Origin of the sequence: Undibacterium pigrum (genome assembly GCF_003201815.1) — a bacterium.
Taxonomy (GTDB): domain Bacteria; phylum Pseudomonadota; class Gammaproteobacteria; order Burkholderiales; family Burkholderiaceae_D; genus Undibacterium; species Undibacterium pigrum.
In genome coordinates, this window is the sequence record NZ_QJKB01000001.1 from 375,269 (window position 1) to 399,549 (window position 24,281).

20 protein-coding genes and 1 tRNA gene are annotated in these 24,281 nt (G+C 49.7%); 8 read left to right on the forward strand and 13 right to left on the reverse strand.

What is annotated here, in order from left to right; genetic code table 11:
• Positions 1 to 32 precede the first annotated feature (32 nt).
• From DFR42_RS01775 to DFR42_RS01800, 5 genes are all read left to right on the forward strand, one after another.
• A tRNA-Ser gene (locus DFR42_RS01775) sits at positions 33 to 122 on the forward strand.
• Positions 123 to 994: 872 nt separating this feature from the next.
• The gene (locus DFR42_RS01785; RefSeq protein ID WP_110253232.1) at positions 995 to 1,450 is read left to right on the forward strand and encodes an SMI1/KNR4 family protein; all 456 of its coding nucleotides are present in this window, start codon (positions 995 to 997) and stop codon (positions 1,448 to 1,450) included.
• 68 nt (positions 1,451 to 1,518) lie between these two features.
• Positions 1,519 to 1,869, forward strand: coding sequence for a hypothetical protein (locus tag DFR42_RS01790; RefSeq protein WP_110253233.1), 351 nt, complete (start codon positions 1,519 to 1,521; stop codon positions 1,867 to 1,869).
• A gap of 132 nt (positions 1,870 to 2,001) precedes the next feature.
• Positions 2,002 to 2,637 carry a DUF4303 domain-containing protein gene (locus DFR42_RS01795; RefSeq protein ID WP_110253234.1) on the forward strand — a complete coding sequence of 212 codons (636 nt, stop codon included), beginning with the start codon at positions 2,002 to 2,004 and terminating at the stop codon, positions 2,635 to 2,637.
• A gap of 176 nt (positions 2,638 to 2,813) precedes the next feature.
• The gene (locus tag DFR42_RS01800) at positions 2,814 to 3,530 is read left to right on the forward strand and encodes a hypothetical protein (RefSeq protein ID WP_110253235.1); all 717 of its coding nucleotides are present in this window, start codon (positions 2,814 to 2,816) and stop codon (positions 3,528 to 3,530) included.
• Between the two features lie 49 nt (positions 3,531 to 3,579).
• Here DFR42_RS01800 and DFR42_RS01805 read toward each other — a convergent pair whose 3' ends face one another.
• From DFR42_RS01805 to DFR42_RS01835, 7 genes are all read right to left on the reverse strand, one after another.
• Positions 3,580 to 4,050, reverse strand: a complete 471-nt coding sequence (locus DFR42_RS01805; RefSeq protein WP_170133386.1) for an SMI1/KNR4 family protein — start codon at positions 4,048 to 4,050, stop codon at positions 3,580 to 3,582.
• A 91-nt stretch (positions 4,051 to 4,141) separates the two neighbouring features.
• A complete protein-coding gene (locus DFR42_RS01810) occupies positions 4,142 to 4,342 on the reverse strand; it encodes a hypothetical protein (RefSeq protein ID WP_170133387.1) in 201 nt (66 codons plus the stop codon).
• A gap of 96 nt (positions 4,343 to 4,438) precedes the next feature.
• Positions 4,439 to 5,077, reverse strand: a complete 639-nt coding sequence (locus DFR42_RS01815; RefSeq protein ID WP_110253238.1) for a hypothetical protein — start codon at positions 5,075 to 5,077, stop codon at positions 4,439 to 4,441.
• Positions 5,078 to 5,137: 60 nt separating this feature from the next.
• Entirely contained in the window at positions 5,138 to 5,632 is a 495-nt protein-coding gene (locus DFR42_RS01820; RefSeq protein ID WP_110253239.1) for a hypothetical protein, read from the reverse strand.
• A gap of 170 nt (positions 5,633 to 5,802) precedes the next feature.
• Positions 5,803 to 6,417, reverse strand: a complete 615-nt coding sequence (locus tag DFR42_RS01825; protein WP_110253240.1) for a DUF2243 domain-containing protein — start codon at positions 6,415 to 6,417, stop codon at positions 5,803 to 5,805.
• 62 nt (positions 6,418 to 6,479) lie between these two features.
• Positions 6,480 to 6,842 carry a hypothetical protein gene (locus DFR42_RS01830; protein ID WP_110253241.1) on the reverse strand — a complete coding sequence of 121 codons (363 nt, stop codon included), beginning with the start codon at positions 6,840 to 6,842 and terminating at the stop codon, positions 6,480 to 6,482.
• Positions 6,843 to 7,099: 257 nt separating this feature from the next.
• The gene (locus DFR42_RS01835) at positions 7,100 to 7,555 is read right to left on the reverse strand and encodes a hypothetical protein (RefSeq protein ID WP_146218767.1); all 456 of its coding nucleotides are present in this window, start codon (positions 7,553 to 7,555) and stop codon (positions 7,100 to 7,102) included.
• 48 nt (positions 7,556 to 7,603) lie between these two features.
• Between DFR42_RS01835 and DFR42_RS01840 the strand changes: the two genes are divergently transcribed.
• From DFR42_RS01840 to DFR42_RS01850, 3 genes are all read left to right on the forward strand, one after another.
• Positions 7,604 to 9,688 (forward strand): multicopper oxidase family protein, encoded by a 2,085-nt coding sequence (locus DFR42_RS01840; protein ID WP_110253243.1) that lies wholly within the window; start codon positions 7,604 to 7,606, stop codon positions 9,686 to 9,688.
• 134 nt (positions 9,689 to 9,822) lie between these two features.
• Positions 9,823 to 11,484 (forward strand): tyrosinase family protein, encoded by a 1,662-nt coding sequence (locus tag DFR42_RS01845; RefSeq protein WP_110253244.1) that lies wholly within the window; start codon positions 9,823 to 9,825, stop codon positions 11,482 to 11,484.
• A 15-nt stretch (positions 11,485 to 11,499) separates the two neighbouring features.
• The gene (locus DFR42_RS01850; protein WP_110253245.1) at positions 11,500 to 11,829 is read left to right on the forward strand and encodes a hypothetical protein; all 330 of its coding nucleotides are present in this window, start codon (positions 11,500 to 11,502) and stop codon (positions 11,827 to 11,829) included.
• A 126-nt stretch (positions 11,830 to 11,955) separates the two neighbouring features.
• Here DFR42_RS01850 and DFR42_RS01855 read toward each other — a convergent pair whose 3' ends face one another.
• From DFR42_RS01855 to DFR42_RS01875, 6 genes are all read right to left on the reverse strand, one after another.
• Positions 11,956 to 12,372 carry a hypothetical protein gene (locus DFR42_RS01855; RefSeq protein ID WP_110253246.1) on the reverse strand — a complete coding sequence of 139 codons (417 nt, stop codon included), beginning with the start codon at positions 12,370 to 12,372 and terminating at the stop codon, positions 11,956 to 11,958.
• A 262-nt stretch (positions 12,373 to 12,634) separates the two neighbouring features.
• The gene (locus tag DFR42_RS01860) at positions 12,635 to 13,624 is read right to left on the reverse strand and encodes an alpha/beta fold hydrolase (protein WP_170133388.1); all 990 of its coding nucleotides are present in this window, start codon (positions 13,622 to 13,624) and stop codon (positions 12,635 to 12,637) included.
• 100 nt (positions 13,625 to 13,724) lie between these two features.
• The gene (locus DFR42_RS29610; RefSeq protein ID WP_245936791.1) at positions 13,725 to 14,429 is read right to left on the reverse strand and encodes a 4'-phosphopantetheinyl transferase family protein; all 705 of its coding nucleotides are present in this window, start codon (positions 14,427 to 14,429) and stop codon (positions 13,725 to 13,727) included.
• Positions 14,420 to 16,126, reverse strand: a complete 1,707-nt coding sequence (locus tag DFR42_RS01865; protein ID WP_245936792.1) for a thioesterase domain-containing protein — start codon at positions 16,124 to 16,126, stop codon at positions 14,420 to 14,422. The genes DFR42_RS29610 and DFR42_RS01865 overlap by 10 nt, the downstream gene beginning before the upstream one ends.
• The gene (locus DFR42_RS01870) at positions 16,123 to 17,271 is read right to left on the reverse strand and encodes a Gfo/Idh/MocA family oxidoreductase (protein WP_110253247.1); all 1,149 of its coding nucleotides are present in this window, start codon (positions 17,269 to 17,271) and stop codon (positions 16,123 to 16,125) included. Before DFR42_RS01870 ends, DFR42_RS01865 begins: the two co-directional genes overlap by 4 nt.
• Positions 17,264 to 24,238 (reverse strand): beta-ketoacyl synthase N-terminal-like domain-containing protein, encoded by a 6,975-nt coding sequence (locus DFR42_RS01875; RefSeq protein ID WP_110253248.1) that lies wholly within the window; start codon positions 24,236 to 24,238, stop codon positions 17,264 to 17,266. Before DFR42_RS01875 ends, DFR42_RS01870 begins: the two co-directional genes overlap by 8 nt.
• Positions 24,239 to 24,281: the final 43 nt, after the last annotated feature.

Consider the following 24,281-nt stretch of genomic DNA (forward strand, 5'->3'; position numbering starts at 1 on the left):
AAGCCCCTCACTCCGGTTATACTATCAGGCTCGGAAGCTTGGCAGAGCGGTTGAATGCACCAGTCTTGAAAACTGGCGAGGTGTTATAGCCTTCGTGAGTTCGAATCTCACAGCTTCCGCCAACGAATACGAAAAAGCCCTTGATGAAAATCAAGGGCTTTTTTTGTGTATTATATTGACTTTATAGTAAGAAATCATTGAGAACGGCAGAAATCATAGGTGCAGGGGGGGCTTTTGCTAATTGAAAAGTGGCAAAAAAACTTTGCCCCAGTTTACCGGCAAATTTGCATTTGCTATTTTTTTGTTCGAATACTTTGAGTTATTAGCGCCCTCGCGGATTACTCTCTATTGAAAAGCAGAGCAGCAAATCGTTGGCGATATTATCTGACCAAGGTTACTCAACCTAATAGAAAAAAAGTCAAAAAAGTAGATGCTGACAACAGCCAAGCAACAGCCATAGTAGCAAGTGTTGGCTAGGCACTCTTAGGCCGTCTAAACGAAGCACTAAGATTAACACCTACATCCACATCAACGTTGGCTCAAAAAACGAAACAACAAACTGCAAATGCAGACAGAAAACGAAAGGGCGGGTCTCATAGTCACCGAGCGCCTCGCGATACACGACACTATTTGCCACAAACGATCAGAGCCAGAATGTACACAATGCCAGGCACATGCTCAGAGACAAAACAGGCTCAAACGATACGCCACTTGCCTGGTAATAGGCACGTCACTGGCCCTATGCGCAGCGATGGCCACAATAGTGTTGCCAGCCACATCAAAACACGATGAGCAAAGACAGACGCAAGACCATTGCTACAACGACGGCAATCAATATTCAGTCGGCAGTATCGAGAAAATGGATGATGGGCAGTTTAGAGAATGTGTGGCAGTGCCGAGTCAGGCACCGCAGTGGCGGGCGGTGAGTAGGGACAACCTGCGTTAATTACAAAGTAGATATCCGTTAATTAGGCCGTTAGGAGCGATTCAAAACATGCACGCAGACTTTAAGAAATGGCTGATACAAGCGGGGATATGCAAAGAAAATGAAATTAAAGGCGTCGCCGAAGCGGAGATTAAGTCGCTCGAAGCGACGTTTTCTGTAACTTTACCGGGGTCATATAAAGATTTTTTACGGCAATGTGGAGTTTCTGCAGGAGTATTTTGCCAGGATGTGGACTTTTTCTACGATGAAATTGTGCGATTAAAGGATGATTTTACTGATGCGCTTGACGAGTGGAATAAAACGTTTCGCCCACCTGAAAAAGCTTTCGTTTTCTCTGCATATCAAGGAGGGTCATACCATTATTTTGTTTGCGATGGAAATGACAATCCTCCGATTTACGTATTCTACGAAGAAAATTTGGAACCAGTAATTGTTGCCGCTGAATTTATCGAATATATGAAAAAATACATTTCAGCACATCAGGGTCAGCGGGGTCAGGTCTGACATTCATAAATTTCCAACCCGGCGAGCGATAATTCGCCGCTAATCACCCATTTGCGCTGAAATCATTTATGAAAAATAAAAATTCAAAAGACGATATGCTCTACACAGTGGAAATTTTTTTAGATTGCATTGGGCCTGAGGCGAGCTTAGGGAAGGCGGCATGGGACGATATCGCCAGTTTGGATCTTACTAAGTTAAATGAAATTCATTATTTAGTTAAACAGTATGTACTGCCAGAATATTTAGCTCATTCAGAGTCGTTCAAAATACAATATTTAAAATACCTTGAGCAACTACTAGCAGATGATAGTGTTGCATGGGAGACCATACACATGGATGAATATTCATGCATTGAGAATGTGCCGCCGAGATTGTTTTTTTCTATATTTCATGACGAGATAAAAAAGAGTCTGGAATAGGAGGCGCGCACGGACAAGAAGCGGGGCGGTTACGGGGCGCGGGGTCAGGTCTGACATTCATACATTTTCGACACTGGATAAAGTAATAAATGCCCAGAATAAATGGGTTGAAATAGCGAAAGGCATAAAACGATGAAAACGAGTGATTTTGAAATCTCAATCTCGGAAAAAATGCTGACTGCGTGCAGGGCATGCATTCCACTCATAAAGGAAGAATTAGTTCAAGAATCAATTTATGCGTTTACGATTTTTTGCGATTCAGGATTTACCCGTATGGGTATTGCCGTATCAACTAGGGAAAGTGTTACTCGGAAAATTAAGAGCAATGTTGATGTAGGAGTTCCAGATAATGTGTTTCTAATGAATGCTTCAGAATGGGATTATTTGGCAATTCATAATGAATTATTTGAAGAAGTTGGTGTTTTGATAGATGAGTTTTATGATCGATATTACGACCAGGATTTTGATGATGCGCAGTTTTTAGGTAAGGGTTCTGATTTTATCGATCAATTCGCATGTGAGTTATTTATGCGGATAATAGTAGATGTAATTAAGCATTTGAAAGCTGCTAGTGATTTAAGCGATAGTCCTTTTGAGTCAGATTTGTTGTTAGGTATTCAATTTACTGATCCGGAAATGGATGAACTCGATTTTATTAAGTCTGTCTCACATGAAGTTAATTCACGTAGTTGGCATGACCAAGTCGAAAATAATTACAAATATTTTGAGGATTTAACAGCGGCGAGAGAGGCAAGGGGGCGGTTCTGACATTCATAGATTTCCAACCCGGCGGATGTTCCACGCGAAGCGACAAAAGTTCGACTTCGAGACGCGTCAAGTGTGGGGGCAAGGGGTCAGGTCTAACATTCATACATTTTTATCCTTTCGCACGATTCCCTTCCGTTAAATGTCGATACACTGTCTACTAAATTGGAGTGGCATGAATGATTTTTAGAGAACAACTCGCCTATGCAGAGTTACCAATCCAATTGTCTGGACTGTTTGACGAATCTGATTTTTTAACAGCCTATGACTGCGCTGAAAACGGTTCAGTGTTGGTTTGGATTATAAATAGAGAATTGGGCAAGCAACAAGAAATTGAGTACTCATTATCCTTGTCTCGTGTCTTATCGGTGGACGAGCGTGAAAAAGCACTTCCCACGTCAGAAGAGGTGTTTGTTGAAGGCGTGCCGTATAGAGTAATCAAAAGCGCTATTCTTGAACAAGGCACTAATGTGCGTTACGAGGTCTACAGTGTTTTCTCGACAGATCTAAATGAGAAAATCGTTGAGTGCGACCAAATGTTTGCTTCACCCACATTAGAAGACGTTGCTGACATTGTGCGTCCTGCTGTTGAGCGTGAATTGTTGCCAAGTTTGTACGCGAAATGGCCATTGGACGAGCGTGTCAATTATTGGGTTGCGATATTGTATCGCCTCAGGCATCAAACGGCAGAGACAGGTGCTTTAGAGGACGATATTTTTGGGACAGGCTTGATCAATAAAATGAAGAAAATTGATACAGATGTAAGGTCAATACTCCCGCTCATATTAAAAAGACTTGCAATAATGGAGTCGATTAGCCCAGTCGTATTAATCAATTCATTTAACAGTAGAACTGGTCTCAGTATTTCGCCTTATAAGAAAGTAAGATTTCTCTAAGGGCCTGGGGTCAGGTCTGACATTCATACATTTCCAACCCGGCGGGCGATTACGCGCTAATTTCCGCTGCCTTCAGACTCGTTAAAAATTCATCAAAACTGTTTGCGACGTGTTGATAACAGGGGTTTCCTCTTGCTGCGGCATCGTGATTCCATAAAACGATTGATGGTACCCCGCCTTTCTGGAAATCAAAACACAGGAAGTCACCAGCAAATAGCGCCGCAAAGGGGCATACGCCTTCTTCCAACCGATCTTCAATCTGACTCCATACAACCTCAATGTCATAGAGGCCCAATTCATCGTTTTTGTAGTCCTCAACAAAAGATAAAAATCTTTCAATCACTTTCTCATTGCTACCTATTGAAAAAAACTGCTTGATTGGTTTTCCACCATTTGCATGCTTCATAAAATCAATATAAGCAAGTGGAAACTTGATGCCAATTTCACTTTCAACTTCCATGACATAGTCGTCACTAAACGGCCGTCCAATGCTTCCAATTTCAAATTTAATAGTTTGCATTTTTGTTCCTTTGGCCCGCATTCTGAAGCCTGCGAGGTCTCGGTGGCAGGTCTGACATTCATACATTTCCAACCCAGCAGGCGATTACGCACTAATCGAAAATAACACCGAAAACTTCCGCCTTAGTTTTAAAATCATCTCTTTCCGCTTCCGAAGCAAACTGCAAAGCTACCGATTCTCCAGATAATAATCGATCAACTTCAAATTTAGCTTTAATGAGTGAACCTGTTGAATACTGTTTCACAGCCTGAACTAATGAAACCGTTTGCAGTCCCATTTTCCATGACTTCATTGCTAGTGTTATCATAATCCTGTTGAAATAACTATAAGGGCGAGGGGGCAGGTCTGACATTCATACATTTTCAAACCAGCGGTCGATTACGCGCCGCTAATCTTCAATAGGAGTAGGGTAACTGAGCTTCTCTGTGTCCCACCCGTTAATTTCTTTGCTTCGCCAAGTCAGTTGCCCTATCAGTCCGCCCTCGCTGTCATATAAGCGAATATTGGCCGCGCTACGCACTCCAGGGCCTGGTCCGTTATATCCGCCAATACGATACCAGCCTTGTATGAAACCAAACTCGCATTCGGCATGTTTGATCAAGGGTTGCTCAACGTCGAGATATTGAAAGTTCGTACCTCCACAACAGAGTACCCGTGGCGCATGACGACGTGTCATTCTCCAGCGGAGGTAATGGCCGACTTCGCTTGCCACGAATTGGGCGTCCATATATTCTGACCAAACAGGATATTCTATCTCTTTGCCTGCACGTGCTGCCCCATAGGCGTTTTCAAAGTCCCGTAATGGAAGTATGTCTTCGGCAGCGCACAAGCCCGCACAATCCTTGCACCAGGCAGGACGAAGCGGTATTTTAAGTAGCTGACTATCCTCCACTTGCTGTCCCATGGCTGCTGAACCCAAATAGTAATAAGCCTCGCGAAACGGGGCTCGAAAAGCTGTCTGGCAACTGGTACAGCGATATTCAGTAGGAAACGAAAATGTACTCACGAGTATTTGCTTGATCGTCATCTATAGGGAGGATTAATTAGCCGGATTAACTTGCAGGGCTATTGGTCGTTTAGCTTATCATTATTGCTCTGACTCTTCTACAGCCCCCGCGTCCTTTTCCTCTTGCCCCTTCCTTGTCTCCATCTCCAATTGCGTAGTAAATCCCTGCGCCGTGACGCTGTGGGTGGTTTTGACGATGATCCAGTCAGTATCACCGATAGGTGCTTTTAAGCTGGGGATGCGTACGCCCATCATGGGGGTAATGTCTGGTCTGCCCAGCGCCAGGGTAAATTGCAGGGTGGCCTTGCCACGCTTTACCCGGTTCATTTCTGCTTTTGCTGCTTGCTCTGCCGCCTCTTGATTGGGGTAGGTATGCCGCAGGCGTTTTGGGTTGTCGTCTTCGCCTATCAGTTCGCTTTTTTCTTTCGCGTCGTTGGGGTCATGCCATTGGGCGCGCACGCCGCTGTAGGCGTCGCGGCTGGCGGTGTGGTAGCGGTGTTTGTCGCCGTCGCGGCGTTCCAGGGTGATGGTGGGCAGGCTTTCGCCTATGCTGTTGCTGGCCTCATCGATGGGCAAGAAGAGTAGGGCGTCTTTTTGACGGTGGTTACCGCATCAAAGCGTTTGCCCGGCTGGTTTAAAAAATTAATGTCTGACTAATTGGTCTGGTCTTTGTGATCTATGACTTTGTCTCGAAGGCTTTGGCTGACCTTGAGCATCAGGTCATTTAAATAAGCCGTTCAACTATTTCATGCAATTTGATTTTTCCGCGCTGTATTCACGCCAAACAAATAAGTAATTTGTTTCATGTCTTTTTGCTGTATCAATCTTACTCCTGCGGCCAGCATGATCACGCCTGTCACCAGGAAGCAGATGTCCCAATAAATTGAATACGCAATAGCTACTGATCCTTCGGCATGGTGAGCGTTCAGGAGATAGTGGCCCATGATGCCTTCTATCATATTAAAAGTGCCCCATCCGGTGAGCAGGCTTCCTTTCAATAATGGTGAAGAGGGTTGCAGGCTATATGTTCTGCTTGCCTGCCAGAACAGGATGAATGCAGTGATGAAGAAGACGCAGGTGAGGGTATATGTAAAGCTAGCTGTCATGCTACCTGTAAAGTTGCTGGTGACGAGGTTTTTAATGGATGTGATAGGGAGCGCATTGCTTGGTGTGTTGTGCCAGTTGATGATGCGGGGGAGTATTACTGTGTCCACCAGGCCGCCAAGGCCCAAACCAAAGAAGATGCCTGCTGCGGTAGGGAAGCTGCTTTCTTTGTTGGTAAAAATATTTCTGGACGTAGACATTTTTTTGATTTTCTTAAAATTCAAATGGAGATATTGACGGCAAAGCGAAATGCACATGAAGGAGGAATTTCCTGCCCTTACGGCGCTTATTACCGTGTTTTTATTTTCAAAGCCGTGCTTTAGAAATCTGACAGGGATGATCTGGTCATGCCATCAAAGATCATGGCATCAGATAAACGCAGGTCGTCCTGATATTCCTCATCCATAAACTCAAACAGTTCGTCGTCATCAAATTCTTCTCTTGATTTTTTCGCTTCTTTTTTTGTTGCATTGCGTGTGAGGCTCGCGGTTAATTTTGTGGAGCTCTCAAGAAAATCATGTTCTTCGTCAGCAAATATGCCATTCCTTTGGATGTCGTCATTGAAAGATGACTGCGCTCTTTTGTTGGCAGCATCTTGAATGACGGCGTTGATGGTCGTATTCATGATGGACGCAAAGCGTTTGGAAGAGGCTTGGCTGTTGCTGATGGAATTTGATGACATTATTTTCTCCTCAATAGATTTGACCCAGGGTCGTCAATTTGTCGTGTGGTTTGACGCTGTGGCTTGAAATAACCTGTAGCGCCATCTTAAATAGATGTGTCATTGGGTTCAGTCAGTGGGGATGTAGGCGTTCTGTCAGACAACACGCAGTGCTGTATGGCATCCATACTTACAAGGCTTACAACGCAAGATTTGCCGATACGCCATCAAGCCACAGCTGCTTAACGAGGTAAGCAGCAACCGGTAAGGACGTCAGACTACATAGGGTTTGATGACATTGCTGCTAAAAATGGCAGCATGCGATGGCAGACTGTCAGGAACACGGGCAGTAAAAAACCAAAGAAGGCCCATTGTCGGGCGATGAAGCATGCATCTGTCCAGTCGCAACTCCACACCGGGATCGCTGCCCCATCAATGGGTATGGACATGACTGTACAAGTTGTCCTGATGAGCGCCTTTGATGACTTCGTAAAACTGCAATTGAAACTAATTGCAAAATTTATCGAAAAAACAACAAATTTGTGTTTGTGACAAAGCAAGTCTGTTGCAGAATACATATCAATTTTATAAACTGAGTTGGTAAAAAATAAATCCTCGGAAAGCTGGTTTTGCCAGCCAGCCAAATCACGTTCTCCATACGCGAGCATTGGGCCTGGCAACATCACCTCATGAAAGAAACCGGCGACTAACTTTATATATCCACTTGTTTTCAAGAACTCCTTCATTAACGTCGACGCCACACTCAAATTTGAGAGCATCTTATGCACATACACCTGAAGCAAATGCGTCTGCTTGCCGGTACCGCCGCCATGACTGGTGCCAGCCTGTTTTGTCATGCAGTACTGGCGCAGGAAGCCAAAACCAAAGAAGCGCCGCAGGCACCACCATTGGCGAGCCAGATTGCAGACAGGGACATAGCGGCAGATCTGATTAAGCCCGCTGCCAATCTGCTGAGTGCCGGGCAGCGCAAGATGGTGGAAAGATCGGGTCGCGAAATTCGCTACTTCCTGCCCATACAAATGACACCGGGATTTATCTACAATCCTTCGACAGGCGAATATGACCAGGTATCCTTGCGCTCATATGGCCGTAATGTTTCTGGTGCCCCCAATCTGCTGCGCCCCGACTTTGTTGCCCCTACGGTAGTCATGAAACCTGGGCAGACAGTGCGCTTTGATCTCAGTAACCGCCTCGACAAGGAGCCGGGTTGTGAGCTGGTTGCGAAAGACAATATCAATACACCGCATTGCTACAATACGACCAATCTGCATTCACATGGCTTGTGGATTTCACCTTCAGGCAATAGCGACAATGTGCTGCTGGCGATCAAGCCCAAGGTGAATTTTGAATATGAATACAATGTACCGGCAGATCACCCGGCAGGCACTTTCTGGTATCACCCGCATGTGCATGGCTCAACTGCCATGCAAGTTGGTAGCGGTATGGCCGGTGCCCTGATCGTCAAGGGTGACAGGCAGCCTACTGTGCTGAGTAATGGTGATCTTGATACTCTGCTCAATCCTTTCAAGCCGGCAGCGGGTAACTATGGTGAAGTGATGTTGATGCAGCAGATTCCCTACGCCTGCTTCATCAAGGGACCTGACCCCAAGAACCCAGGTAAAGAGATAGACGTGATACAGACCAATCCGGATGGAACCTGGCTGTGCAAGAAAGGGGATACTGGTCTGGTGCAGGATTTTGCTGCACAATTTGCCCCCGGGGCCTGGACTACTTCTGGCCGCCATACTTTGATCAATGGTTTTGCACGTAACCCTGCCAAGCCTTTGGTGATGGAAGCTGGCAAACTCTACCGCTGGCGTCTGGTTGATGCCGGTGTACGTGAGCCTATTGCCTTGCGTATCCGCAAAATTGGTGATGTCAGCAAATTGACGCCCAAAGCCGCCACGCCAGAAGCATTGCAAGCGGAAGTAAAAAACGCCTGTGACGGTATTGACGTTCTGCAGTTTGAAGTAGCGACCGACGGCCTGACCCGGCCAAACGCTTTCGCCAAGGTGACCAATACCCTGCAACCTGGCTATCGCAGTGACATCCTGTTCAGCCTGCCGGAAAAAGGTGATTACTGCGTCTATAGTGACTCTGGTGCGACTGGCTCTATCTCGTCCCTGCCAGACAATGCCAAGGTGATGACGGTGATTCATGCTGTTGGCAATAAAACCAGTGGTGATCAAACCCAGTTTGTCACAAAAGAACTGGTGCGTGCAGCGGGCTTGTTGTCGAAAGGTGTGCGCGACACCATCATCAGGGATTTGAAGGATGGCTTGAAACTGACTAAATTTGTGCCGCACAAGGCGATTCCAGAATCTGAACTCACCGATCCGCAAAAGCCGGTAGAGCTGACGCTGGGTATTGACTTCCGTGGTGATAAACCAAGCTTTGATGTCAATGGCGCGCCCTATAAACCAGGCGACGTCCAGCAGACCCTGATTTTAGGCCAGGTACAGGAATGGCATATCAAATCCTATAACCCGACCAAGGATGGGGAAAGAAGTGTGCAGCATCCTTTCCATATCCACGTCAATCCATACCAGATTATCAGTATCACCGACAAAAACGGCGTGGATGTCAGCGCACTGACGGATACGAAAGCGCCAACAATCGGGCAATACGCCGGTATGCAGGGAGTCTGGAAAGACACCATCATGGCGACACCAGGCTATACCGTCAAAACCCGCACCCGCTATCAGCGCTATATCGGCGAATATGTCTTGCATTGCCATATTCTCGATCATGAAGACCAGGGCATGATGCAAAACGTCAAGGTCGTGCTGCCGGATGGGAATGGCGGTGCCTCTGTCGGTGGTCACGGGGCGCATGGTTCACATTGACGCACGCACTGATCCTTATTTTCGGTAGCAAGCAAATTTCCTGAATTCACAGTGTGGCTGCAAACCGGTAATCCGGCAGCCACACTGCTGCATTTGCCAGCCAGGCCTGCGCAACAAGAGTTAAAGGGTACAAAATGAATATCTCAAAATGCCGCTTGCTGGTCGGTTTGCTGCTTGCAAGCTGCTTCAGCATCAATGTCTGCGCGCAAATTGCAGCACCACGGGAAGTGAAATATCGCAAAAACATTGATGAGCTCAGCGCAGATGAACTGGCCGCCTTCGAGCATGCAGTGAAGATGATGAAAGTCAAAAGTGCAAAGAACATTTATGACAGAACGGGCTTTTTATGGCAGGCCTGGGTCCACAATTGCACCTCGGTTGCAGTGAATGACAAGCGGCAATATGCGCTCGGTAGTGGTGACAACAAGCAATTGTATGAAGTCATCAAGGGGCAATTAAATATGGGTAACGACATCAATGATACGATGGCCAATCCCTTCAATACCTGCAGCTTCGAAACACAGGTGAGAGGCACAGGCAACGTCATCTATGAAAATCCAGGCATGTGTGAACACAGGAAAGACACTTTTTTCCAGTGGCACAGAGCCGAGTTTTACTTTTATGAAAAAGCCCTGCAGGATGCTGACCCTGAAGGCCTGTCTGGCCCCAGCACGAAAAACGTTACCGTCCCTTACTGGAACTTCACCAAGCCACCCACTGGCATCCGTTACCCCAAAGCCTTTGAAGATGCTACATCGCCATTGTGGTTCAAGCACAGGCTGGAAAATCCCGCAGGCAGTAAGCCTGCCATGCCCAGCTACACTTCGCCTTATCTGATGGCCTACCTGATTTACAAGCAGGACTGGCAATCCTTTGGTGGCTATTCTCTAGGTGGTGCCGGTAACTCGGGCTCATTTGAATCGCAAATCCACGACACCATGCACGATGAGTATGTGCATGGATACTTGCGTAACCCCGCTACTGCCGGGCTTGACCCTCTGTTTTATTCCTTCCATGCCTTCATTGACTATGCGCTCGAAAAATGGATAGAAGAACACGGCAGCGAGACCATTACAGGTGGCAACTGGTTCATGCGCGGCGAACAGGATGCACGTCTGCAATTGCCTGTCGGCTTTGAAGAAGGCAGTGGCAAAAAGCGCGAACCCTTCAGCAATTACAGCAAAAACATGGGGCGGGCAGAGCTGTATTACGATACTAAAAAACAGGGGTTTGCCTATCAGTCTGGTGCCTTTGGCGAGTTTGTTCCAAAAAGCCAGATCGACGCCATCGTTGCCAAGCATAACTTGCCCGGTGCCACTCTGGGTGACAACCCGCAAAGCCTGTTCAGCGAATTGATGAGCTATGGCGCACATGGCCCGGTAGCGCGCCCGAATGCGATCGTTCAGGGCAAGGTCAAAATCCAGTCACTGGATGGCAGCAAAGCCCTGATCGACATCGTGCGCGATGCAGGCAGCGATGATTATAGCTACCAGGTGGATGTTTATTTCCATCCGCAAGATGTCGCTGCTGATATCGGCAATAAAGATTTTCGCATGCGTTATCTGGTATTGACTGCCAGCTATTGGGCCTTGTCCGGACATCACCACCATCATCATGATGATGCAGGCAGCAGTGTGCCGTTGAGACTGACGCAGGATATCAGCAAGGATATCAACAACCTGCGCCTTGGTGGCAAGGACGGGCAGGAATGGACAGTCACGCTGGGGATCAGCTCACGCAATAATCCATCGGGCAAATTTGCCTTCAGCGCCCCCGTCATCAATTACAGTAAATAAAATCAGGAGTGCATGATGGTTTCGTTTAACAGTGATATCAAACCAATTTTTGCCCGCTACACCGCCTGTATGAAAAGGGTGGTGTTAGGCGATACACAAGGCACTGCCAACCTTGAGCTTGACGACTATGAATGTGTAAAACGTTTTTATTATCAGGTACAGGTGGCGATTCATGGTTATGACGAGGCGGTTGGCGCGCCACCCCTACTGGTGAAAGACGGCCCCGACAAGGGTAAGCCCGTCAAAGCCTCACACCCCATGCCACCTGGAGGAGAAAAAAGCCGTATGGATCAAAAGAAAATTGATTTATATGACCAATGGGTAAAAGAGGGAATGCATCCCTGACCGGGCTTACGGAATTTTCCGCTGGAGTCATCCGCAAATTTCAAGAAATATAAGCGTTTAAGCTTTGCAAATTGCAAATTGCGCGGGGTAGGTCTGACATTCATGCATTTCCAATGCAGCGGGCGATTAAGTACTGCTAATCACCCCTGGAGTGTTTACTGCGCTATTCAACCAAAAACATTCTCCCACGTCTGGTAAATCACGAACGACAAAGCCGTGTCTTTCCAGTACGCGGCGTAATTTCAGGTTGGGTTTGGCGCAATGTACGGCGTGCACACGCCATTCCAGAAACTGCAAACCTTCGCGTTGTGCATAGCGCTTGGCCAGTGATGCGAGGGCGGGTAGGGCGCCTTCGCCACCGCCATCGACGTGCGCCAGTTCCATAATCAATGTGTCGCCAGAAACGCAAAAGCGGCCCAGCATATTGGCTGACCCGGCCTTGAAGACCAGAGCTTCGTCGCTGAGTATGATGGATTGCATCAGTTCAGCAGGAAGGTTCAGGATTTCGTCAGTGGTGTAGCCTTCCAGCAGTATGTTGGACATGGGTTTGATGGATGATCAATATTGATCATTGATCATAACAAAATTCAGCCTGTCTCGGTCAGTCGCGGTGCAATACCAGGAGCGAGGGGCAGTCAGACATTCATAAATCTCCAAGCTTGTGGGCGATTACGTGCTGTTCGTCCCCTTGCACTGGAACTGTTGGTCGTTGAACCGAGCGAGAATTATCCAGGCTTCCGCTTTTGTTGTTGAACTGCTTGACTGCCAAGGACTTGTGAGCTTCCTTGGCAGTAAGATTTGCATTTTATTTGTCAGATGCAATCGCTGGCAATGCTTTGATGATTGTATTTTGAAATTTTTCTGGTTCATCCTGATGAATTTGATGTCCGGAATTCTCAAATAAAAATAAGTCTTTCTTTGGTGCTTTCAATTGTTCAAAATATTCTTTGGTGATGTGAGTCGCTGTCTGGATATCGTTTTTGCCTACGAAAAAATAAATTGGGCAGTCGATTTTCTTTAATGTCTTTGGTAAGTCTATGCTCATTACTTCATTCCAAACAGGCGACCAGTTTTTTGACCATTGAAGAAAGCCGTTTTTGAAGTCATTGCTTGTGACCTGCTGTTTTCCCTCTTTGTAAAAAAGCCATTTTCTTAAATAGAAAAGGTCTTCGTCAACTTTAAAGGGCATGTTTACGCTATCAAGCTCTTGAGTTGCGACAGCATTTTCTTTGAAATGGGCTTTCAAAATGTTGAGCAGTTCTTTCTCGCTCTCCAACTGGCTGATGACTGGATTAGATGCGAAATACGCATGTAGCAATTCTGGATGATTTTTGACGATATAAAAGCCCAGGACGTTGCCAAAGGAACTTCCCAGCAAATATATTTTTTCCTGATGTAGTTCTTTTCTTATAAATTCTATGACTTGATAGGTGTCCTTTTGCATTTGCTCAACGGAGGGGCGTGTCGGAGACGGATTCAATTTCAGGGTTTTCCCTGCATCTCTTTGATCCCATTGCACTATCGTAAACTTACTTTTTAAAATACCTGTAAAAGATGCCGCACTATTCATCATGGAACTGCCAGGTCCTCCGGATAAGAATAGCAGGACTGGCTTGTTTGCATCATCCGTTTTAATTTCAATGACCTGTTTTATTCCACCAATTTCAGGGGTAAAAATTTGGTCCATTTTTGTTGCCATACTTTGCGGCCTGGATTCTTTTATATCTTGTGCTTTACTTGAGGAAAATGGAATCAAGACTGCAAGCAGAGCTACTAATATGCTTTTATTTATCATGGTTTATGGTCAGGTTAATTATTGGCAAAGCGCATACCTTAAGATGGCGCAGCAAGCTTATCATTAATGCATAGATTTTGTGATAATGCCCGATGACGTTTTATCTTGGCACCATTTCAACCTGGATGAACCGTAAACGCTGGTCTGGCTGTGGACTTGCTACCGCCAGGTGCGTATCTTCATGGATCAAATGGAAGACATGCCAAGTGGCATCTGACCTTGTGCAGATGTAGTTGTCGCTTCCCCCCGGACTTAACCGCAGGGAAGGGAAATCGATGGATAGCCCCTCGCCTGAGCATTTTGCGACTGCTTCTTTCATGCTCCAGCTCGCGAGAAATTGTTGTTCCTTTCTTGAGTCACACAGAGGGAGTGTGTCTTGTGGATGGGCGATTTGTGTGAGTAGACTTTTGTAATCGAGGTCTCTGGCTTGTTCTATGTCTATGCCTATGGGCCGATCAGCACTGAAGGCCAGAGCTACCCAGTTGCCACTATGGGATATGTTGAAATGCACTTCTTCACTGGCCAGGCAGGGCTTGCCTCCATGGCCAGTGTGGAATTTGAGGCTGGCGGGAGTTTTACTCGTCAGGCAGGCAAGGATTTGTCGCTTCAGGCTGTGGGCTAGCAAGTGGCGTTGACGGTCTGCTTCAAAAACGTAGGCATGATACCTGGCCAGTTCTGCCTGATCCAGCATGTCCAGAGAGCATGTCTCTGCCATATGACGGCGCGCCAGGATAACGAGTATCTCATTCTTTGCCAGCTTGAGAGTGGTAGCAAGCTGGCTTGTTGCACATACAGTTATTGGCAAAGCACGGTCTCGCTGATTTCGCTTTCGCTAGCCCTTAATGCATCTGCCAGCCAGCCTAATAATTCCAGGCGGCGTTTGCGCAAGAAAAAATGGCCGCCATCTACCATGCGCCATTCAAACCCGGCGGCAGTATGTCGTCCCCAGCGGCGGGCTTCTTCTACGGTGACGAGATGATCGTCGCTGGCTGCTACCATGACGATGGGGGTATTGATCTTGTCATCGGGGGATGCGGTATAGCCTTCAGCGAGTGCGCTGTCATTGCGTAGTATGGGAATGATGGTACGCATCATTTCAGGATCTGCCATGATCTCTGCTGGCGTGCCACCGAGGTGTCTTACTTCGCCAGCGAAGTCGTGATCGTTGTATCTGGATACGCGGCGCTTTAACGGCAGGCTGGGGGCGGGGCAGGCCATGAGGAAGAGTAATGCAGGTTTTTTTCCCATATGCTCAAAGCGTCGAGCTACTTCAAAGGCAATTTTGCAACCCAGGCTGCATCCCATTAAAGCCCATGGCAAGTGTGCATAGGGGGCAATGGCTGCGGTAATCTGGTCCACCATGATATCCATATCGCTGATCGCAGCTTCTGTCAGGCGACTTTCGCGGCCAGGTAATTGCAAGGGGCATACACGCCAGCTTGCCTGTGCATCGCGAGAGGTCAGTTGCCACTGGCGATATACGGACGCGCCGCCGCCAGCGTAGGGAAGGGCGAATACGTTATAGCCCTTGCTTGCGTCAGGGGTTGTGAACGGAAACCAGGCGGATTCTACTGGAGCAGCAATTACCGGATTTTCGAGTTGATCAAGTCTGGCAGAACGCCCGTTCAGTTGCGCCGCAATCTCTTGGCTTACTCTTCCTGCGGGCACGTCAGTACGGCGTAAATGAAAAATGTGATAATCAGCTCGACCATCTTGCAATGCATGGAACAGGCCGGATTCAGGCTGGGCCAGATAGCGTTCGAGTTCTGCGCGCAAGCCGGGTTTGTCGAGGGCATTGAGTGCCTTGTCCAGCCTTGTCCATAGACCGGCCGGGCTGGCAGTTCTGGCAGCACATACTTGTCTGCTGACAGAGCGTTCACGCTCCAGCACGAAGCCGCTTTGTAGCAATGCCTGGCGTATGGGTTCAAACGTATCGGCTGCTATCACGTCGGCATAGCAAAAGCGGCCACCCGGTTTAAGCACGCGATAAGCATGGGCAAAAAAGGCGGGCAGGTCGGGGTAAGCACCTGAGGATTCCAGATTTAATAAGACATCGACACTCTGGTCTGCGTATGGCAGACGGCAGGCATCGGCTAACTGGAAACGTAAACGGGCGTGCTGGTGGCGTTTGCGGCAGTAAGCAATATTGGCGGCACTGAGGTCGGCACCAGCCAGACTGGCATCCGGATATAAGCGTGCCAGTAAGGCCAGTGCACCGCCACGACCGCAACCTACGTCCAGCACGCGTTTGCCTGCCAATTGGGTGTCACCGAGCACTTCCAGTATCAGACGCGCTTGTGCCATGCCCGTCTCTCCCGCTGGTAAGGCACAGGATGCCCAGTCTGCCAAGCCAGTTTGCGGCGCATAACCCCAGTTCAGATAAAGCGCATGCTCTGCCAGACCAGCGTTCTCCAGCACCTCTGCCAGGCCTGCATAAGCCTGGCGATTGCGCTCCAATGTGGTAGTTGCTGTTGATTGGGGTTGCATTGCAGTTTGGCTCATGACTGGTACTCCTTTGCATAGCTAACAGGGTTGGGATAGGGTGGCTGTGGTGGTGAGCAACTGGTCATCTGCGCTGGACCAACTGCACGCATGATGCCCAGCCATGCGTCACCGTGAGCTTGCCACCACAGATCTTGATGAACCGGCGCGTCAGCTTGCATCAACTCATCAAGCGCGGCATGTATCGCCAGGGGGAAATCATGTGCGGCAGCTTCTGTCAGGCTGGGGCCGTGTGGCTTGCCAAATATGGTTGCCGTAGGCTGGCGGTTGAAACGGCTTTCTGCAAACTGATCTGCAGCCAGCAAATAAGAAGACTGGGCATCATCGCGCTCATAATCTGGTGCGTAGATAGGGTGACTCCAGACTACTGGCCCATAACTATTGGCCAGCAAGACATTGCCTTCAGGGCCACCTATGGCAATTTTATGCATCACAAGGCTATGGTGGTCGGGATCTTGCGGGTCCAGCCAGGTTTGCAGGTTCAGCGAAAACGGTACGCCACCTATCAAACCCTGTATGGCCCGGAAGGGCCACGGGGATGCGTAGTCAGCAAGCGCGCCCTGCAGTGCCAGTGGTTCTGAACAAATAAAGGGTGTGGCTTTGCCCAGGGCGCGGCAAACAATATCCAGGCTTGAATACAGCAACTGCAAGCTCGTGGTTATTTCTATGAAAGCTGGTGGGCGTTCAGCAGCACTGCGCCGTGCATAGTCAATGAAGCGCTTGCCAGCAGGCAGATGTGGATAAAAGGTGTTGACGTGATAACGCTGGCCATATTGTGCCGCAAGAGCACGCAGGCGTACGATATCAGTCGGGTGCACAGGATGTTCCTGCAATACATGTATACCCTTTGACAGCAGCGCGCGTGCCAGTGAGGAACCGTCACCACCGACGATGGCGCTGCGCACCACCACGCAGGCCATATCTATATTGCCGGGTAATTGCGCAACGTCGGTATACAGCGGCACCGCCAGCTTGTCAGCCAGTGCCTTTGAGCGGGCACTGCCTCTTGCTACGATGCCAGCCAGACGATAACGAGGCAGGTGTGCAGGCCGGGCAGACCACAGACGTTCGGCACAATTAAGCGCCGCCAGATAGTGCTCACCAAAGCGGGTGCCGCAGACAACCACATTGAGGATATCAGCCATGCGTCACCTCTTTAGCTGTTTGCAGCAAGCTTTGCGGCTTAGTGTTCCACGCGGCTGGCGATGTTGCCAATGTCTGCAGGATAATGCCGAGATGGCGCATCAGCGTATCACCCAGTTCTCTGGGTAGCATGCCCGAGTGCAAGTCTATGTTATACAGCAGCGCGCTTTCTTCTTCCAATACCTGGAAGTGCAACGCCGTACCAGGCTGCATTGCTATTTCATAGGTCGGCATTCCCAGCAAGGGGTCTGACGTTTCTGGGATCGCATAGGTGGTACGCACACCCAGCAGGCTGGTCATGGCAACGGCGGGCAAGGCTGGGCGATCCGGGCCTGCTTTCTGATAGGCAGCCAACACTGTGGCTCCGTCCAGCAAATCAACTGCCAGCCTTTGCTGTACGGCTTCAGCGCATGCATGTGCCAGGCTCATGAAACTGGCGACATTGGTATGGCAGCCTATGACAGCAGTATCACTGGCATCCAGCATGACATTGCCTATCTGTGCATGCAAAGGCTTGCGGTCTGGGTAATCGAGTCGCAGACTGAAGTTGGGGTGCTCTGAGGATGCGGCAATGGCTGTGGCATAGGCCGCCAGCATGACGGCAGTGCCGGTCAGACCTGCTTGGGCCGCAGTTGCCTTCAATGCCAGCCAACTGGCGCGTGGCAGGGCTTCACGCCAGACTTTGATTTTCCCGCCTGATGCCTCAATCGCGCCAGCTTTTACCAGAGATGGCGCAGGCGGTAGCTGGGCAAGTTGTTTGCCGTATGTCGCCAATTGTTTTGCATGAACCGTGGTCGTAGTTAAAGCCTGTTCGCACGCATAATAATCAATGGCGCTAAATTGCAAGGCGGGCAGGTGTCGCAGCGGATCAAGCACCCATAAATGTAGCTCACGCAGCATGATGCGGAAGCTTTCTATGTCTGTCAGCGTAGTATCTATGCGCAAATGTATGCTTAGGATATCCTGGCTTTCCAAGCTGATTTTGCTGGCGCGCCAGTCAAAATGTGGCCAATCTTGAAGATCACTGACTGCATCCGTCATTTCACGGCGTAGTGCCGCCAGTGCTACATCTCTTTGTGAAGCTGCCAGTCCACGCAAGTCACTTGTTTGTACCGGGTAATGTGGAGCTTTTGCTATGACATGCAGATTCGCCTGTGCATCAACAGTTGTGCGTAGTGCAGAGTGTCGTTCCAATAGTAACTGCCATGCGTGTTCAAAACCAGCAAGGTCAAAAGTGCCTGGTTTGTCGAATTCTACATACAACTGCTGCGGCAAGTCTTTGCTGCGCAATTGCCAGCGTAGTTTGCGCAAGCCTGTCAGCGCTTGTGCCTTGTTGCCTGGTCTTGGCAATACATCACCATTGCTGGCCAGCCAGCCGCCTTCGCGCTGCTCCAGCTCCATCAATGCCTGGCGTAAGCCTGATATTGCCGGGGCTTTGCTTGCTGTATCCAGTTCCGGGTGCAGTGCATTCACCAGTATCTTTGCCAGGGCCAATATGCTGCCACCCTGGAATGCGACTTCGGCAGACAGTTTGAAGCCCAGCTCCTGCTGTATGGTTTCACTCAACTCCAGAAACAGCAAGGAATCCAGTCCCATCTCGACCAGTTTGCTATCTTCACTCATATCTGCTTCAGCACATTGCAGGAGATTACTAAGGCGGCTGCGCAAATAACGCTGCGCCGCAGGCAGAGCTGAGGCAATGTCTGCCTGTAGCAAGGCTGCGACTGGGTCGGCTTGCCCAGCCATTTGTAGTTGTAATGCCGCAGCCAGTGTTTTTGGCGTATCGGCATTGAACAGGGTTTCAGCTGACACGGTCAGGCCATATTTTTGCTTCAGTTGTTCGGCCAGATCCAGCATCAGCAATGAATCCAGGCCCATCTGTACCAGTTTGCTGTTTTCATTCACCTGATCAACTGGGCAGCCAAGTACACCAGCGATATGCTGACGCAATTGATGTAACAGAGGCATAGTTGAATGATCTGCGGATGCTGATGCCGGTCTCGGTATACTTGTGGCAGGTAATACCGTATTCCAGCATGCGCCAAAGCGTGCTTGCTGCGCTGGCGTCGCTTGTGCTGCAAAGCGTTTCCAGTCCACATTATATGGCAGATAAACCGACGCATTACCGCCTATGGCACTGGCCAGCAAGGCCCAGCCCTGGGCGCTTGACATACCCAGCATGCCGCGTTCAGCCAGATAAGCTGCCAGACCCTGTCGCTTGTCACTCTCTATCTCGCGCCAGAAGCCCCAGGCCAGTGCCACGGTGTCGTAGCCAGTGCGGCTACGGTGCTCTGCCAGTGCTTCCAGTGTGGCATTCGCCAGAGCATGGGCGCCTTGGCCAACAGGACCAAAGGCACTGGCTGCGGAAGAAAAGTAGACTGTCAGAGCAGGCTGCAATTGCGCTTCCAGCGCATTCAGGCGCAAGGCAGCACGCAATTTTGTTGTCAGGCTGGCTTCCCAGTCCTGCGCTCTTATGGCGCTCAATGGCGCATCATTGATCAGGCCTGCGAGATGAAAGACAATGCCCAGCGCTGGCCCTTCGGCCAGTCTTTGTAGTGCTGCTGTGAACGCTTTTGTGTCGGTTACATCGGCATGAGCATCAACGTGGATCGTCACACCCTGGCTGCGCAGTATATCCAGCACTTGCTTTTCTTTACCATCAGGTGCACGTCGTGTGAGCCAGACCAGGTCACGTGCGCCACCGGCAACCAGCCAGTGGGCCAGTTCCAGCCCCAGTTCACATAAACCGCCTATGAGGACATGACGGCCCTGGGGCAAAGGGGCTGCTGCTGGCAAGGTCGCTGGTGTCAATTGCTGGCGATATAAAACTTCATCCCGCATCGCGAGCACAGGGGCATGTTTTAATTGACTATCCCTGAGTAATTGCAAGATCACTTGCACCTGCTCCTGTGCATTGGCATTTGCAGTATCTAGCTGCGTGCAATGCAGGGCTGGCATTTCCTGACGCGCTACTGCCAATAATCCACTCGTACCAGCTGCTGGCCAGGAAGTGCATAGGTCCATTTCTGTGACTGCATAGGCATTTGGAGTGAGGATGAACAGAGGCGGCACGGTAGGTGGCGTCGTCAATGCAGACATCAGGTTCACCAGTGGTGTTACACCCATGGCCTCAAATAATAATGCAGCATCATCGAGAGTCTTGATCGGAGAGGGTTTGTACACCACGGCATCAAACGACGCATCTGAGCACAGTAGTGTCGTCAGTGCCTGTTTATCCTGCATAAGTTCAGTTACAGATAACATGCGGCAATCGACGCCAGCATTGTTGAGTGCCTGGCTGAATTCAGTTTGATTATCATGACTGATATACAGCACACGTCTTGGCAATGGTAGCGACTGGTTTGTCGCAGCTACTTTCTGCCATTGCCAGCCAAACAATTCTGCATCGCTTTTGTCAGACCATAAAAATGGCAAAGCGGCAGGGCGACGTAACAAATCTATTCCGCGCAAGTCGAGCTGTACCTGACCTGTGGCATCAGTCACCACAGCGCCATTTTCGGTGAGATGCAGGCGCAGACTTTGCACATTGTCAGTGGATGTTGGCAAATACAGGCTGCCTATGCCAGCAAACAGGGATGCATCGTCATTCAAAGCTCCGATCACACGATCAAGCAATGTATGGTCAGACGGGTCCAGATGAATAGCTTCTGCGACCTGTCTGTTCTGCTTGCGCAATGCGCGAGGATGCGAGACTGTGGCGGTCAACAAGGTTTGCTGGATGTCTCGTGTGTCTGCTACCGTTGCATGCAAGCGGTCACCACTATAAGACAATGCCAGTCGCAAGGGAGAAGGCGCATTGCTGATGTCCAGATGCCAGCGCAGGCTTTCCAAATGACATTTGCCAGATTGCGGTAGCCAGGCATAAACGGCTGCGATGATTTTGCCGATAGTTGGTTCTGATATTGTCAGCACATGGGTTGTATCGGGCTTGGCAACAACCGTACTTATTGACGTGCTGTCCTTGATCATGCCTGGCCAGCGGGCCAGTATTATCTGTTCACCCAGTGCGTGGGTGGGCAAGTCTTCCGCTGGCATGGCATCTGTCTGTACAAAACCGGCATCAGTCAGTGCCTGCTGCCAGTACAGGCGGCTGGCAAACAATTCTCCATCACGTTGATTACTGTCAGTTAGTGCAGGTACCAAGGGGCCAAAGACAAAGTCGAACAGTTTTTTCGGCGTGGTGATTTCACGCATCATCAGTACGCCGTCCGGAGCCAGCACCGTAGCCAGGTTGGCCAGCATGACGCGCAGGTCAGGTGCATTGTGCAGTACGTTGGCGGCGACGATCAGGTCATAACTGCCAGCTTTCAAGCCTTGTGCAATAGCCGGGCCATTCATGTCAAAACTCTGGTATTGCATGAAAGGATAGGCTGCGAATTTCTTGCGTGCTTTTTGCAGGAATAGAGTCCCCAGGTCAGTGAAAGTATACAACTCACAAGCACCAGCAGGCAATTGCGCAAGTATGTCACGCGTCGTACCACCAGTACCGCCACCCACTTCAAGTATGCGCAGTGGTCGTCCATGCGCTTTCGCCAAACCTGCGACAGTAGCGGCGGCGATGCTGTTCAAGTAGACAGAGTAGGGCTGGTCCTGATACATGTGCTCAACATCATTTGTGGCAGCACCAGGAAAGACTATACTGACTGCATCCACTTTTTCAGCCAGCATCTCGGCCAGGCGCGGGCCTGTACGTTCAACCAGGTCAGCCAGGTGCTGATAACCCAGTTCACGCATCAACAGCAGCCAGGGGGCTGGGTCTGGCAACTTGGCGCGCAGGCTGCGATAACTGAGATGCTCACTTTCACCGCGCGTTTCCAGTAAACCAGCATTTGCATGGTCGCGTAAAAGGCGTGCAAATAATTGATGGAAACGGGCGGGTGCGCCCGCGGCTTGCAGGCAGGCTTTTACATCCATCCATTCGTCATTATTAAATATACCGAGTGCGGTAAATGCCTGGCCGACATAGGCGGCATGCAAGGCATCGACACCTTCGTTTTCACGTGGCAGGGCTGATAAATCCAGGTCGGCTGCCAATGCGGTTGCACTTTGATGACCCGCATTGCGCATGGCTTGCCATGACTGATGATCGTCTTTGCCTATAACCGCCGGATCAAAGCCAGGTTTGCTATACCAGCACCGTTCACCTTCAAAAGGGCAAGTTGGCAGCAAGGCGCGTGCAACAGGGCGGACAGCACTAACAGGATGCTGCTCCCATGACGGGTGTTCAGCACTGGCCTGTGCTGCTACAAAATCAAGCAAGCTTTGCTTGCCAGCATCAATAGCTAGTGCATCAGCTATCCATGCATGGGTCTGCTGATTTTGAAGCTTTTTGCTTTTTGTATCGTCACCATCGATAAATGCGTACAGTAAATTGATAAGACTGTCGGCATCATTCGCCAGCAGTGCCAGACGATAAGGGTAAATGCTGCGGTGATGGACGCTGGTTGCGCAATAATCCGCCAATGACTGATCGACAGTCCATTCACACAAACGCCATGCATGGCGCTGTGCCAGCGTCTTCAAGGCAGCTTCGCTGCGAGCGCTGAGCAGCAAGAATACTGGAGCGCCGTTGGCAGGCTCCAATGTGGCTCGTGCCGGGGCTTGTTCCAGTATCGCGTGACAATTGGTGCCCCCTATGGCGAAGGCACTGACTGCAGCCCGGCGTGGGCCTTGATCCAGGGGCCACGGCAATAACATCTGCGGGACAAAGAAAGGGCTGTTTTCAAAATCTATGGCAGGATTGGCTTGTTCATAGTGGAGACTGGGCGGCACCTGGCCAAAGTGCAAGGCCATCGCAGCTTTGACGAAACTGGCGACACCCGCAGCAGTGTCCAGATGACCCAGATTTGATTTGACAGAGCCCAATGCACAATACTGGTTGCTGCTGGTGTGCTTGCGCCAGGCCCGGGTCAGTGCTTCCACTTCTATAGGGTCGCCTAGCGGAGTGGCTGTACCATGTGCCTCTACCAGACCTATGCTGACTGGATCTACTTCTGCCATGAGCAGGGCCTCGCTGATAACACGGGCCTGGCCTTCTGGTGACGGTGCGGTATAACCTGCCTTGCCAGCACCATCATTATTGACGGCAGAACCACGGACGATGGCCAGTACCGGGTCACCGTCAGCCAGGGCGCGATCCAGTGACTTCAATAAGACGACGGCGACGCCATTACCTATCGTCGTACCGCCTGCTTCTGCATCAAACGGGCGGCAATGACCATCTTTGGAAAAAATCATGCCTTCGCGGTGTACATAACCTGATTCTTGTGGGAAGCCTATGCCAGCACCACCCGCCAATACCATATCGCATTCACCACTGGCAATCTGTTCGCAAGCCAGATGTATCGCCACCAGTGAACTGGAACAAGCCGTCTGCACTGTCATGCTGGGGCCGGTCAACCCTAGCTTGTAGGATACGCGGGTGGCAAGATAGTCCTTGTCGTTGCCTATCAGGCGGGCAAAGGTGGATGGTGAAGCGATTTCTTCCATTTTGTCGAAAGAAGCAGCGGGGTAACTACTCATCTTGCAGGCGCCGATGACGCCTATCTTCAATTCATCGCCCTTGGCGGCCAGTTCGGCGGGAGCATGTCCAGCCATTTCCAGTGCTTCCCAGGCGCACATCAGGAATAGTCTTTGCTGCGGGTCTATGGATTCTGCTTCATGGCGTGAATAGCCAAAGAAACCCCAGTCAAAACGGTCTGCATTTGCCACCACAGCTGCTGCTGGCACGTAGCCAGGGCGTTGCAACAGCGCGGGGTTGACACCGGCAGCAGCCAGTTGCTCTGCATCGAAAAAGCTGATGAGCTCTTCACCATCTGCCAGTCTGCGCCAATATTCAAAAATATCATCAGCGCGTGGCATGCGGCAGCCAGCGCCGATGATGGCGACGGGCATGCTGTCGCCATAGTCCGGTGTTGTCGCTGAATTGATTTGCTTGCTTGTATTCATAAATATCCTTGTATATTTTATTTTTGTGATTTTTTATTGTGAT

Excerpts from the sequence above, each read along its gene's own strand:
- DFR42_RS01875 (WP_110253248.1), bottom strand. The coding sequence starts at position 24,238 with ATGAATACAAGCAAGCAAATCAATTCAGCGACAACACCGGACTATGGC.
- DFR42_RS01855 (WP_110253246.1), bottom strand. The coding sequence starts at position 12,372 with ATGTCCAACATACTGCTGGAAGGCTACACCACTGACGAAATCCTGAAC.
- DFR42_RS01810 (WP_170133387.1), bottom strand. The coding sequence starts at position 4,342 with ATGAAGTCATGGAAAATGGGACTGCAAACGGTTTCATTAGTTCAGGCT.
- DFR42_RS01860 (WP_170133388.1), bottom strand. The coding sequence starts at position 13,624 with ATGATAAATAAAAGCATATTAGTAGCTCTGCTTGCAGTCTTGATTCCA.
- DFR42_RS01870 (WP_110253247.1), bottom strand. The coding sequence starts at position 17,271 with ATGGCTGATATCCTCAATGTGGTTGTCTGCGGCACCCGCTTTGGTGAG.
- DFR42_RS01785 (WP_110253232.1), top strand. The coding sequence starts at position 995 with ATGCACGCAGACTTTAAGAAATGGCTGATACAAGCGGGGATATGCAAA.
- DFR42_RS01825 (WP_110253240.1), bottom strand. The coding sequence starts at position 6,417 with ATGTGCATTTCGCTTTGCCGTCAATATCTCCATTTGAATTTTAAGAAA.
- DFR42_RS01865 (WP_245936792.1), bottom strand. The coding sequence starts at position 16,126 with ATGAGCCAAACTGCAATGCAACCCCAATCAACAGCAACTACCACATTG.
- DFR42_RS01800 (WP_110253235.1), top strand. The coding sequence starts at position 2,814 with ATGATTTTTAGAGAACAACTCGCCTATGCAGAGTTACCAATCCAATTG.
- DFR42_RS01845 (WP_110253244.1), top strand. The coding sequence starts at position 9,823 with ATGAATATCTCAAAATGCCGCTTGCTGGTCGGTTTGCTGCTTGCAAGC.
- DFR42_RS01790 (WP_110253233.1), top strand. The coding sequence starts at position 1,519 with ATGAAAAATAAAAATTCAAAAGACGATATGCTCTACACAGTGGAAATT.
- DFR42_RS01815 (WP_110253238.1), bottom strand. The coding sequence starts at position 5,077 with ATGACGATCAAGCAAATACTCGTGAGTACATTTTCGTTTCCTACTGAA.
- DFR42_RS01840 (WP_110253243.1), top strand. The coding sequence starts at position 7,604 with ATGCACATACACCTGAAGCAAATGCGTCTGCTTGCCGGTACCGCCGCC.
- DFR42_RS01805 (WP_170133386.1), bottom strand. The coding sequence starts at position 4,050 with ATGCAAACTATTAAATTTGAAATTGGAAGCATTGGACGGCCGTTTAGT.
- DFR42_RS01795 (WP_110253234.1), top strand. The coding sequence starts at position 2,002 with ATGAAAACGAGTGATTTTGAAATCTCAATCTCGGAAAAAATGCTGACT.
- DFR42_RS01830 (WP_110253241.1), bottom strand. The coding sequence starts at position 6,842 with ATGTCATCAAATTCCATCAGCAACAGCCAAGCCTCTTCCAAACGCTTT.
- DFR42_RS01850 (WP_110253245.1), top strand. The coding sequence starts at position 11,500 with ATGGTTTCGTTTAACAGTGATATCAAACCAATTTTTGCCCGCTACACC.